This is a genomic window from Rhodococcus sp. NPDC057297 (assembly GCF_042667435.1).
Classification (GTDB): Bacteria; Actinomycetota; Actinomycetes; order Mycobacteriales; family Mycobacteriaceae; genus Rhodococcoides.
Window position 1 is genome coordinate 748244 of the sequence record NZ_JBHUZE010000002.1, and the last position, 14174, is coordinate 762417.

Sequence of the window (14174 nt, forward strand, 5' to 3'; positions counted from 1 at the left end):
GGGAGTAGGGATAATCGACCGGGTATTCGACGCGTGTCGTGATCAAGAGGAGAAGTAGATGGTGTCTGGTGGATCCGGTTCGCACTCGACGGCGATCGAAGATCTACCTGGGCTCGTCGACCGTGTCGTCGCGGCCGAGCCTGAGCGGACCGTCGACATCGGCGGCAATGTCGTGTCCTACGGTGCCGTCCAACTCGAGCTGACGAACCTGGACGCTGCCATGGGCGGGGTTCTCGGCGCCGACGCCCTCGTTCCGCTGGCGCTGTCGACGCTCGCTCCGGGAGCCGTCGAGTCGGCCGAAGGTGGTCTGGAGTCCGTCGTCGCCGCGATCGTGGGCGACGTGCGTTCGGTTCTCGGCGCGGACGCCTCGGAGACGGGTCCAGGGGAACACGTCACCCTGGCCACTCGTTTCCGCGAGCGAGCAGACCGCACTCCGGACGCCGTTGCCCTCGAGTTCGACGGCCGGACACTGACGTACGGCGAGTTCTCTTCTCATGTCGATCGCTTGGCTCGTCGACTCGTCGAACTGGGGGTCGGCCCCGATGTCCGAGTCGGCCTGTCCATCTCCCGCTCCGTGGACCTTCTGGTGGCGATGTACGCGATCGTCGAGGCGGGCGGCGCCTACGTCCCCATCGATCCGGGTCACCCTGCGGAGAGAATCGCCTACGTCGTCGGCATCGCCGAACCGCTGCTCGTGCTCACCACGTCGGGGGAGCACGTGGCGCTGCCGGACGGTGTCCCGGTTCTGTCGGTGGACACCGAGCCGCTCGACGACTACTCGTCCGATCCGTTGACCGACGACGAGCGGCCGTCCGGTCCGGCACGTCCGAGCAACACCGCCTACGTCATCTTCACCTCCGGCTCCACGGGACGACCCAAAGGTGTCGCCGTCTCGCACGACGCAATCGTGGCGAACCTCGATTGGCGACAGGCGGCCTACCCGTTGTCGGACGCCGACGTCGTTCTGCAGAAGACACCGTTCACGTTCGACGTATCGGTGTGGGAGTTCTTCTGGCCGCTGCAAGCAGGGGCAAGGTTGGTGATCGCGGCGCCGGACGGTCATCGCGACCCCGCCTACATCGCCGATACGATGCGTGCGCACGGGGTGACCACCACTCACTTCGTGCCCTCGATGTTGACGGTCTTTCTCGGCCAGTTCGACGGTTCGGACGAGCGGAACAGCCTGCCGGCACTGAAGCAGGTGTTCGCGTCCGGTGAGGCACTTCCGGCCAGCTCCGCTCGCCGGTTCCACGAGCTGTTCGACGCGGAACTGCACAACCTCTACGGCCCGACCGAGGCCGCTGTGGACGTGACCTTCCACCGGACCGGCAGTGCCGACGCGGTGTCCGTTCCGATCGGTTCGGCGGTGCCGCGCACCGAACTGCACGTACTCGACGAAGGCTTGAACCCTACGCCGCCCGGGGTGCCGGGTGAGCTCTATCTGTCGGGCGTGCAATTGGCGCGTGGATACCTTGGCCGCCCGGATCTGACGGCCGACCGCTTCGTCGCGAACGTGAACTCCTCGACCGGCGAGCGGATGTACCGCACCGGCGACCTCGTGCGGTGGAACAACGACGGGGTGTTGGATTACCTGGGGCGCACCGACTTCCAGGTCAAACTTCGTGGTCTGCGTATCGAGCTCGGCGAGATCGAGGCAGCGCTGCTCACGCTGGACGATGTTCGTCAGGCCGTGGTGGTCGTCGTCTCCGACGAGTCCGACAACGGAGTCGACGACAGGTTGGTGGCGTACGTCGTCACCTCGACGGGTACGGCGGACTCCGAGCAGTTGGCGGCCGGAATTCGTGGCACGTTGCCGGACTACATGGTGCCGGCCGTGTTCGTCGCGCTCGACGAGTTTCCGCTCAACGCCAGCGGAAAGCTCGATCGCAAGGCACTTCCCGTGCCCGGCTCCGCAGACCTGGCGACCGAGTACCGCGCCCCCGAAAACGACGTCGAGCGCGCGATCGTCGCCGTGTTCGAGGACGTTCTCGGTGTCGACCGGGTTGGCGTCGACGACGACTTCTTCGCGCTGGGCGGCAACTCGCTGAGCGCGACGCGCGCGGTCGCTCGCGTCAACGCGGACGCGAAGGTCAAGGTCGACGTCCGCGGTTTCTTCGACACGCCCACGGCCGCGGGACTCGCCGCCTCGGTGGAGAGCGCCCTGGCGTCGGGAACATCGTCCACGGCCGTGCCCTTGAGTCGACGCGAACGTCCCGACGTCGTCCCCTTGTCGATGGCACAGCAGCGCATGTGGTTTCTCAATCGACTGGACCCGACGTCGGCCGTCGACAACATCCCCGTCGCGATCCGGTTGTCCGGCGAGCTGGACAAGGATGCGCTGACCACGGCAGTCGACGACGTGGTCGAGCGCCACGAGGTGCTTCGAACGCTCTACCCCGACACCGACGGCGTCGGTCGTCAGGTCGTCGCGGACATCGGTGACCGCACGCCGGAGCTCGAGACCGTCGTCGTGAGTGAGCAGACCGTTCTGGACCGAGTCGTCGAGCTGGTGTCGGCAGGCTTCGACGTGACGTCCGAGGTTCCCGTCCGGTTGACACTGTTGGAACTGGAGCCGAGCGAACACGTACTCGTCGTAGTCGCGCATCACATTGCAGCAGACGGTTTCTCGATGGTTCCACTCACCCGGGACATCGTGTCCGCATACGTGGCACGCACAGCAGGGGCGGCACCGGAATGGGCGCCACTCGAGGTGCAGTACGCCGATTACTCGCTGTGGCAGCGAGAGGTACTCGGATCGGACGACGATCCGACGTCGCTCATCGCCGAGCAGGAACGATTCTGGATCGGCGCACTCGCCGATATTCCGGTCCAACTCGATCTGCCGTCGGACCGACGTCGACCGGCTGTGGCGTCGGGCCGCGGCGCGAACTACTCGGCCTTCATCGACGCCGAGATGCGGCGCAGGGTCGAGACACTGGCCTCGGCCCGAGGCGCCACCCCGTTCATGGTGGTGCACGCCGCACTCTCGGTATTGCTGGCGAAGCTGTCGGGCACGTCGGACATCGTGGTCGGGACCCCGGTCGCGGGTCGAGGGGAGCAGGTACTCGACGAGTTGGTCGGCATGTTCGTCAACACGTTGGTGTTGCGAGCCGACGTCCAGGACCGCCGAAGCTTCACCGAGTTGCTGACTTCCGTCAGAGACACCGATCTCGATGCGTTCGCGCACGCGGACGTACCGTTCGAGCGACTCGTCGAGGTTCTGGACCCGGCTCGGTCGCAGGCCCGTCATCCGCTCTTCCAGGTCCTCCTGGTGTTCCAGAACGTCGGTTCGACCGATCTTCGGCTCCCCGGTCTCACGGTGTCGGGCGTGGAGTTCGACACCGCTGTCGCGAAGACGGACCTGCAGGTGACCGTCTCCGATCGGGGGGACGGGTGGTCGCTCGATCTGACCTACGCCACCGATCTCTTCGACGAAGCAACGGTCGCGGACATGGCGCGACGGTTCCTCCTCGTGCTGGACTCGGCCGTTGCTGCGCCCGATGTGCCGGTGGCGTCCGTGGACATCGTCGACGAGTCCGAGCGGACTCGGGTGCTGCACGAGTGGAATGCAACCGATCACGTCGTCTCCGACGTCTCCCTGCTCGACGGGTTCCACCGGACAGTGGAGGCGTCTCCGCATGCGCGGGCACTGCAGTTCGGTGACGAGTCGCTGACGTACGCCGAGTTCGCCTCCCGGGTCGCTCGGCTCGCGCGGTACCTGCTCCGACGGGGTGTCGGTCCGGAAGTACTGGTCGCGGTTGCGATTCCACGCTCGCTCGACATGATGGTCGCGGTGTACGCGGCGCTCGAGGCCGGCGGTGGGTACGTACCGATCGACCCGAGCCAGCCGGTCGAACGAAACCGGTACATTCTCGAGACCTCGCGCGCCTCCGTCGTACTGACGACCTCCGAAGCCGATGTGGCCGGTGGAGTTGCCGAGACCGTTCGCCTCGACGAACTGGATCTGTCCGAGTTGTCGGGCGCCCCGCTGTCCGGCGTCGATCGCCGAGCGCCCCGAGGCGACAACGTCGCCTACGTCGTGTTCACCTCCGGTTCGACCGGAAGGCCGAAGGGCGTCGCCGTCTCGCATTCGGCCGCAGCGAACCAGACAGCGTGGTTCGCTTCCGAATACGGGATCGACAGTCAGGACTCGGTGCTTCAGAAGACGCCGTTCACCTTCGACGTCTCGGTGTGGGAGTTGTTCGTGCCGCTCGCATCCGGGGCGAGACTCGTCGTCGCGATTCCGGACGGTCATCGCGATCCGGCCTATCTGGTGGACGTGGTCGAATCGGAGGGAATCACCGCGCTGTCCTTCGTGCCGTCGATGGTCGGTGCGTTCCTGGGAGAGTCGGTCGGCCGCGACCTCTCGGCTCTCCGCCTGATCCAACTGGCCGGCGAGGCATTGCCGACCTCGACGGTGACCGCGCTGTCGAAGGTGACCGATGCATCGGTGCACAACCTCTACGGTCCAACGGAATTCACGGTTCATGCGACTGCCCGCTCGGTCTCCGGCGCGGAGGTTCCAGCTGACGCATCCATACCCATCGGCACCCCGGTGTGGAACACGGCTGCGTACGTACTCGACGGCAGTCTTCATCCGGTACCGGTAGGTGTCGCAGGTGAGCTGTATCTGTCCGGACGGCAGATCGCGCGCGGGTACTACGGTCGACCCGATCTGACGGCCGACCGGTTCCTCGCCGATCCGTTCGGCGGCGGGAGGATGTATCGCACCGGCGACCTCGTGCGCTGGAACCACCAAGGCGACCTCGAGTACATCGGCCGAACCGATTTCCAGGTGAAGCTGCGAGGACTGCGTATCGAACTGGGCGAGATCGACACTGTCGCCCGTTCCGTTCCCGGCGTCGCGGATGCAGTTGCCGTCGTGCGCAACGACCGGATAGCGCTCTACGTCGCGTCACCGGCGAGCGACCGCGTGGACGCGGCCGAACTGCGCGAGACACTGGGACGTGAACTGCCGTCCTACATGGTGCCGGCCGCGATCGTCGAACTCGACGAGTTCCCGGTCAATTCCGCCGGAAAGCTGGACCGTGGAGCACTACCCGAACCGCAGGTGGAAGCGGCGGAATTCCGCGCGCCGTCGACTCCCGTCGAGGAGATCGTCGCGAGCGTGTTCGGTGAGGTGCTGGGGGCCGAACGTGTAGGAGTCGACGACGACTTCTTCTCGCTCGGCGGAAACTCGTTGATCGCAACACGAGTCGTGTCACGGCTGGGTGCTGCGCTGAACACGACGGTTCCAGTTCGACTGATGTTCGAGACCTCGACCGTCGCAGCCCTGGCGACACGGATCGAGAGCGAGGCAAGCGGTGGTGCACGAGTACCTCTCGCCCCGCGTCCGCGGCCCGATCGTGTGCCACTGTCCTTGGCGCAGCAGCGCATGTGGTTCCTCAACCGACTGGACACGGAGTCGGCGGTCAACAACATCCCGGTCGCGATCCGGTTGTCCGGTCTGCTGGACAGACACGCACTGCACGTCGCGGTCGCCGACGTCCTGGCCCGCCACGAATCTCTGCGGACGGTGTACCCAGAGGTGGACGGGGTGGGCAGCCAGGAAGTCGTGCCGACTCGCGCTGTCATCCCCGACCTCGCCCCCATCCCGATCGACGCCGACGAGCTTCCGGCAGCGATCGAGGAGACCGTTCTCGCAGGTTTCGACGTCACCGGGCGAGCGCCGTTCCGGGCGAGCCTGTTCGAGGTCTCGTCGACCGAGCATGTTCTGGTGTTCGTCGTCCACCACATCGCCGCGGACGGGTACTCGCTCGGTCCGCTGACGCGAGACGTCGTCCGGGCCTACACCGCACGAGCGGCAGGGCTGGACAACGATTGGGAACCTCTTGCCGTCCAGTACGCCGACTACACGCTCTGGCAGCGGGAAGTGCTCGGCTCCGAGGACGATCCCGATTCGATCATCTCCGCGCAGAAGGACTACTGGCAGAGCACTCTCACCGGGCTCCCCGCTCAGTTGGATCTGCCGTTCGACCGTCGCCGTCCGGCCGTGGCGAGCAATCGTGGTCGAACCCACCGGTTCGAGGTCTCCGGCGAGCTTCGCGCGTCCGTGGAACGGATTGCGCAGGAGTACCGAGCCACTCCGTTCATGGTGGTGCACGCTGCGTTGTCCGTCCTGCTCGCTCGACTGTCGGCAACGTCGGACATCGCCATCGGTGCGCCCATCGCCGGCCGCGGTGACGCAGCGCTCGACGACATGATCGGTATGTTCGTCAACACCCTCGTCCTGAGGACGGACGTGGACGCCGCGGCATCCTTCGAGGACCTTCTCGACACGGTGCGCCGCACGGATCTCGCTGCATTCGCGAACGCCGACATACCGTTCGAACGCCTCGTGGAGATACTCGACCCGGCTCGGTCCGCGGCTCGTCACCCACTCTTCCAGGTAGCACTCTTCTTCCAGAATCTCGGCCGATCCTCGTTGGAGTTGCCGAATCTGTCCGTGTCGGCAGTCGACTTCGACGCCGGGATCGCCAAGTTCGATCTGCAGGTCGCGGTCAGCGAGCCTGTCGACGGCAGTGGATGGTCCGTCGAATTCACTTATGCAACCGATCTTTTCGATCCGGCGTCCGTCGAGATGCTCGAACGGCGATTCCTCCGCGTTCTCGAGCAGGTCACCGACGAGCCGACGGTGACCGTCGGCGATATCGATCTGGTCGCTGCGGACGAGGCGGAACTGCTCGTTGCCGGATGGAACGAGACCGGACGAACCGTCGACGATGCGATGCTGCTCGACCGGTTCGCCGACGCTGCGCGCGAGACACCGAACGCCGTCGCGGTGGTCTACGAGGACGAATCTCTGACGTACGGCGAATTCGCCACGAGGGTGGATGAACTCGCGCGCGTGCTGGTGGACGCAGGCGCGGGGCCCGACGCCTTGGTCGCCATCGCGGTGCGCCGATCGATCGACCTGGTCGTCGGAATGTATGCGGTGCTGCGTGCGGGCGCAGGCTTCGTCCCCATCGACCCCGACCACCCGGTGGAGCGAATCGACTACATACTCGGTGCCGCACAACCGGTCTGCGTCCTCGTGCGCGGTCGGGACCTGTTCACACCTCCCGGGGCCGTCCGAGTGATCGACGTGGACGCCGCGCCGGCCGAGTTCCGGGGCGGCAAGGACGTGGTCCTGCCGCCTTCTCCGGTGTCTGCCGAGTCCGTCGCATACGTGATCTTCACGTCCGGGTCCACCGGCCGTCCCAAGGGCGTAGCAGTGAGTCACCGCGCGATCGTGAACCAGATGGAATGGATGCAGTCCGAGTACTCGCTCGACGCGTCGGACGTGTATCTGCAGAAGACCGCGACGACGTTCGACGTCTCGCTCTGGGGATTCTTCCTTCCACTGAGAGTGGGAGCACAACTGGTGCTCGCCACCCCCGATGGTCATCGCGACCCCCGCTACCTCGCCGAGGTGATCTCGCAGCGACACGTGACGGTCACGGACTTCGTTCCCACGATGCTGTCGGTGTTCGCATCGGCGGTAGGACGTGCGGCGCTTCGGTCCGTGCAGCAGATCTTCGTCATCGGTGAAGCTCTTCCCGGAGAAGCGGTCCGTGACTTCGCGCGAGTCTCGGACGCGCGGGTGCACAACCTGTACGGCCCCACCGAGGCGGCCGTGTCGATCACGTACGCGGACGTGACCGACACCGCGATCGGCTCGGCTGTCACCATCGGGCGACCCGAGTGGAATTCCGCTGTCTACGTGCTCGATTCACGACTCCGGCCGGTCCCGGTCGGAGTTCCGGGCGAGCTCTACCTTGCCGGCGTCCAGCTCGCGCGTGGCTACCACGGTCGAGTCGACCTGACGGTCGATCGATTCGTGGCCAATCCGTTCGTGTCTCGCTCGTCCTCGGCCAGCAGCCGGATGTATCGGACGGGCGACCTCGTGGTGTGGCAATCCGACGGCACGCTCGAGTACATCGGTCGCACCGATTTCCAGGTCAAGTTCCGTGGGCAACGTATCGAGTTGGGTGAAATCGAGGCCGCGCTCGCTGCACACCCGCGGGTGGGCTTGTCCGCCGCTGCGGTGGTGCAGACGAACACCGGTGACCAACTCGTCGGATACGTCGTTCCTGCGTCCGGCGAAGACACCGACCTCGACATCGACGAACTGCGCGATTCGCTTGCCGCGGCGCTGCCTCGCTACATGATTCCCGGTGCGATCCTCACGCTCGACGAGTTCCCGTTGAACACCTCCGGCAAGCTGGACCGGAAGGCGCTCCCCGCCCCGGCGGTCCACGCCACGCAGTTCCGAGCACCTCGCACACCGATCGAGGAGATCGTCGCAGACGTCTTCGCGGACGTACTCGGTCTCGAACGGGTCGGTCTCGACGACGACTTCTTCGAATTGGGCGGTAACTCGCTCGTTGCGACTCAGCTCGTGTCCCGACTCGGAGTCGCCCTCGACAGTCGAGTTCCGGTGCGCATGGTCTTCGATGCGTCTTCGGTCGAATCTCTTGCGGCACGCGTGGAGTCGGGCTCCGGCGCCCGCCCCGCTCTGACCCCCCGCCCGCGACCGGACCGCATTCCACTGTCGCCTGCGCAGCAGCGCATGTGGTTCCTGAACCGTCTGGAGCCCGAGTCGGCGGTGAACAACATTCCGGCGGCGGTGCGATTGAGCGGTGCACTCGACGTCGATGTGTTGCGTGCAGCGATCGACGATGTCGTCGCTCGCCACGAAAGTCTGCGCACGGTGTACCCGGAATCTTCCGGAACCGGAATCCAGGTGGTCCTTCCTGCCACGGCTGTTCGACCGGACTTCCGGGTGGAGCAGGTGTCCGAGGCCGACGTGGTCTCTGCGGTCACCACGATCGTGTCCGAAGGATTCGACGTCACCCGGTCGGTGCCGGTTCGAATTCGACTGCTGGACCTCGGCAGTGACGAGTACGTGCTGGTCGTCGTTGCCTATCACATTGCGGCCGACGGCTTCTCGATGATGCCGTTGATCCGAGACGTGGTGACGGCCTACGTGGCGCGCGCGGCAGGCGACGAGCCGGGATGGTCACCCCTGCCGGTGCAGTACGCGGACTACACGTTGTGGCAGCGCGAAGTGCTGGGGTCCTCGGACGATCCGACGTCACCCATGGCTGCCCAGGAACGGTACTGGTTCGAACGGTTGCGTGATGCTCCGGACGAGCCGGCACTACCGGTCGATCGTTCCCGTCCCGCCGTGGCCAGTGGGCGGGGTGCCGCCCACCGCTTCACCATCGACGCGGAGACAGTGGCAGCCATCGATTCCGTGGCAACCCGTGCCGGCGTGACACCGTTCATGGTGGTGCACGGTGCGCTGGCCGTGTTGTTGTCGCGGGTGTCCGGTGAATCCGACGTGGTGGTGGGCACTCCGATCGCCGGTCGCGGTGAAGCCGAGCTCGACGACGTGATCGGAATGTTCGTCAACACGCTCGTGCTTCGAACGCCGGTGGCAGGAACCTCGACGTTCGTCGACCTGTTGAAGGTCGTCCGCGAAACGGACCTGTCAGCCTTTGCGCACGCGGACGTTCCCTTCGAGCGTGTCGTCGAGGTTCTCGATCCACCGCGTGTCGGTGGACGACATCCGTTGACTCAGGTGCTGCTCACGTTCCAGAACTTCGCATCCACCTCGTTTTCGCTACCCGGTCTGAAGGCGTCGTCGATCGACTTCGACGCTGCGGTGGCCAAGATGGACCTTCAAGTGACTGTCGGGGAGCCCACTGCAGGCCTCGACGGCGCACCGGTCCGTGAGGCCGAAATCGTCTACGCCACCGACTTGTTCGACGCGTCGACGATCGAACTACTCACCGCGCAGTTCGTCACGGTGCTCGGTGCGGTCGCGGCTGATCCTTCGGTCGTCGTCGGTGATATCGACCTCGTCGACGACGCGGAGCGAAGCCGATTGCTGGTGGAGCTGAACTCGACCGATCACGATCTGGATCCGTCGGCGACGCTGGTCTCGATGTTCGAGTCACGCGTGTCGATCTCGCCGAATGCAGTGGCGTTGACCTACGAGGGCGAGTCGGTCTCATACCGAGAACTCGACTCGCGTGCGAACCGCCTCGCGCGGTACCTCGTCGAGCGAGGCGTCGGTCCGGGCGGAACGGTGGCAGTAGCGGTCGGCCGATCGATCGAGCTCATGGTCGGTATCTACGCGGTGCTGAAGGCAGGGGCCGCGTACGTTCCGGTCGACCCGTCGCAGCCGAACGACCGAATCTCCTACATCCTCGACACCGCGGCCACCGCGCTGACCCTGACGACGACGCGTGATCGCGGAGAACTCGCGGGCGACGACGTGGTCGTGCTGGACGACCTGGTGGTTCTGGACGACCTGGTGGTGCTGGACGATCTGGACACGAGTGTCCACCCCGACCGCCCCCTCACCGACGCCGAGCGCACGGGAGCACTCACCCCTCGCGATCCCGCGTACGTTCTGTTCACCTCCGGTTCCACCGGAAAGCCCAAGGGCGTCGTCGTCGAGCACCGTTCGATCGTCAACCGTCTGGTGTGGATGCAGGACGAGTACGAGCTGACGGTGGACGACACCGTGGTGCAGAAGACGCCGACGACGTTCGACGTGTCCGTGTGGGAACTGTTCTGGCCGTTGCAGATCGGCGCCCGACTGGTGATCGCACGGCCGGACGGGCACCGTGATCCGAAGTACGTCGCAGAGCTGATCGCCGCGGAACGGGTGAGTGTGGCGCACTTCGTTCCGTCGATGCTCGGGGTGTTCGCCGCCGAGCCGTCTGCGGCGTCGGACAGGTCTCTGCGGATCGTGTTCTCGTCGGGTGAAGCCTTGCCGACGTCGACGGCGCGTGCTCTCGCCGAGGTTCTTCCGTCCACCCGATTGGTGAACCTGTACGGACCGACGGAAGCGGCTGTCGACGTTACCTTCCATGAGGTCTCCGAAGCTGATATCGCCGCCGTCCCGATCGGTCGACCGGTCTACAACACGCAGGTGTACGTTCTGGACGCGCGACTGAACGCGGTCGGCGTCGGCGCAGTCGGCGAGTTGTATCTCGGTGGCGTGCAACTGGCACGCGGATACTCGTCCCGTCCCGATCTCACCGCGGACCGATTCGTCGCGAACCCGTTCGGCGACGACGGCGCGCGGCTCTACCGCACCGGCGACCTCGTGCGGTGGAACTCCGCCGGCGAGATCGAGTACATCGGACGGTCGGACTTCCAGGTCAAACTGCGCGGATTGCGCATCGAACTCGGAGAGATCGAATCTTCTGTGCTGCGATCGGATTCGGCTGGACAGGCGGTCGTTCTGGTCCGTGGTGACCGGCTGGTCGCCTATGTCGTTCCCGCAGCAGGTCGAGTCGTCGACGTGGACGCGATCCGGCGCACCGTCTCGGAGTCGTTGCCCGAGTACATGGTGCCCGCGGCGTTCGTCGTGCTCGACGAGTTCCCCCTCGGCTCAGCGGGCAAGCTCGACCGCAAGGCGCTGCCGGACCCGGCGCCCCAGCTGTCGGAGTTCCGTGAACCGACTTCCGAGGCCCAGGTCACGGTTGCCAGTGTCTTCACCGAGGTCCTGGGGCTCGAACGGGTCGGTCTCGACGACAACTTCTTCGACCTCGGCGGCAACTCGCTCATCGCTACCCAGGTCGTGTCCCGTGTCGGCGCGGCGCTCGATGCGTCGATTCCAGTCAGAACACTGTTCGATTTCTCGACGGTCGAGTCCTTCGCCGCCGCAGTCGAGAGTCTGGCCGGCACGGGTAGCCGGGCACCTCTGGTCGCGACCGAGCGTCCGGCGCGACTGCCGCTGTCGCTGGCGCAGCAGCGCATGTGGGTGCTGAGCACCATCGACCCGGAGTCGAGCGCGTACAACATCCCCCTCGCGGTGCGGTTGACCGGTGAGCTGGACCACGATGCGCTTGCCGCAGCGATCGCCGATGTCGTCGCTCGTCACGAAACCCTGCGTACGACCTACCCGTCGGACGCCGACGGCCCGGAGCAGAAGATCCTGTCACCGCAGGAGGTCGTCTTCGACCTGCGTCCCACAGTCGTCGACGGTGAAGCAGGGGCGTTCGAGGCAGTCGCCCAGCTGGTTCTCGGAGGATTCGACGTCGCGTCGGCGGTACCGGTTCGTGTGGGGTTGGTTCAGCTGAGCCCGACCGAGCACGTGCTCGCTCTCGTCGTCCATCACATCTCCGCCGACGGCGCCTCGATTGCGCCGCTCGCCCGGGATGTCATGGTGGCCTACTCGGCCCGGACGCAGGGCACTCCGCCGATGTGGACTGCGCTCCCCGTGCAGTACGCGGATTTCGCGCTGTGGCAACGCCAGGTGCTCGGCGACACGACCGTGGAGGGATCGCCGGCGTCGACACAGCTCGAGTACTGGAAGCAGACCCTCTCGGGAGTTCCGGAGGCTGTCGATCTACCGACCGACCGTCCGCGTCCGCCGACCCAGTCGATGCGAGGGCACTCGACACCGTTCCATGTCGATCGCGCAGCGCATGCAGGATTGATCGACTTCGCGCGTGATCGTGGCACCTCGCTCTTCATGATCGTGCACGCTGGTCTGGCTGTTCTGCTCGGCCGTCTCAGCGGCAGCAGCGACATCGTCGTCGGAACCCCGGTTGCGGGACGCGGAGCCGCCGAACTCGACGATCTGGTGGGCATGTTCGTCAACACCCTCGCGCTGCGCACCCAAGTCGACTTCGGTGGAACGTTCTCCGGTTTGGTCGACGACGTGCGGTCGGTCGACCTCGGTGCATTCGGGAACGCCGACCTGCCGTTCGAGGAGATCGTCGACGCCGTGGTGCCGGCACGGTCTCAGGCACGCCACCCGATCTTCCAGGTTGCCCTGTCGTTCCAGAACCTCGAACGGGTGAAGTTGGAACTGCCGGGACTCTCGGTGGAAGGCCTGGAGGCGGGCGAGCTCGGCGCGAAGTTCGACCTGCAGTTCACCGTCGAGTCCAGGATGGACGACGCCGGCGAACCTGCCGGACTGTTCGGCTCGCTGCTGTACGCCACCGACCTGTTCGACGAGCAGACTGCGGCGTCGTTCGCAGACCGACTGACGCGCATCCTCACCGCTGTCGCGTCGGATCCGTTCGTGATCGTCGGTGATATCGAGATCATGTCCGACGAAGAAAGGGCTCGAACCGACGCGCAGACGACCTCGGCTGGGGCGAACGACGCCACGGCGGTCGCCGTCGAACGGTCGCTGCCGCAGGTGATCGGATCCGTGGTCGAGCTCGATCCGGAGGCTCCCGCGGTCGTGGACAACGGTGACGAGATGTCCTACATCGACATCGAAGGACGGTCGTCCGCGCTGGCGCGTGTCCTGGTCGACCGCGGTGTCGGGCCCGGTGATCGCGTGGTCGTCGACGTCGCGATGTCGGTGGACTGGGTAGTGACCGTGCTTGCGGTCGTGTTCGCGGGTGCCGCCGTGGTGGTGTCGGAGGCGGACACACCCGCTTCGGTACTCGGCACGAGCGCGGATGCGACGTGGGTGATCGGCACCTCCGACTCTCAGAAGAGTGACGGTGCGCAGCTCGTTGTGCTCGACGATTTCGCGGTGTCCGACGCCGTGCAGTCCGCATCGCGTCGTCCGATTGCGTACTCTGCGCGCACCCGACTGCTCGCCGTCGACGACGCGGCTGTCGTCGTGGTCGACGATCGAGCGACCGAGCCGTTCGTGATCGCCCAGAGTGAGTTGGTGGCGTCGTTGCTCGCCGCGGATGCACGACTGTCGATGACGTTCGAGTCCCGGGTGCTCGCGGATGTCGCTGCGGGACGGCTCTGGCATCTGTCCACACTGCTGTCGTCCGCTCTCGTCGGCGCGGCGTGGGTGGTACCAGCGGCCGGCGTCTCGCTGAGCGATGCGGTCCTGGACGACTGGGTCACGCATGCGTTCGTCACCGCGGATCGAGTCGAGGAGCTGTCCGAGGAAGAGTCCGAGGACCTCCAGTTCGTCGTTCTCGTCGACGCACCGACCGAGGGCGAACCCGCGGCACGTGCGATCGGAGAGGCTCGGGTGACTGCAGGCGAACGAGCTTTCGGGCGCGGCTAGGGCGTCCGAAATTCATGTGAAAGGTGAAGGAACGCTTACCGCCGGGTAACGTCTACTGCTCCGAACTCGATGTATCGAAAAGCTCGCAATCTATCGCGGTCGATGCATCGAACTAAGTGCGTGGCCTGTAGGCGGGCTGAAGCTGATAGCGAGACTCGGC

At 65.8% G+C, this 14174-nt stretch carries 1 protein-coding gene; it reads left to right on the plus strand.

Features of this window, described 5'->3' with window-relative positions; translation table 11 throughout:
* Positions 1-58 precede the first annotated feature (58 nt).
* Positions 59-14014: a non-ribosomal peptide synthase/polyketide synthase gene (locus ACFULT_RS09370; RefSeq protein ID WP_378481296.1), complete on the plus strand. Its 13956-nt coding sequence runs from the start codon at positions 59-61 to the stop codon at positions 14012-14014.
* Positions 14015-14174: the final 160 nt, after the last annotated feature.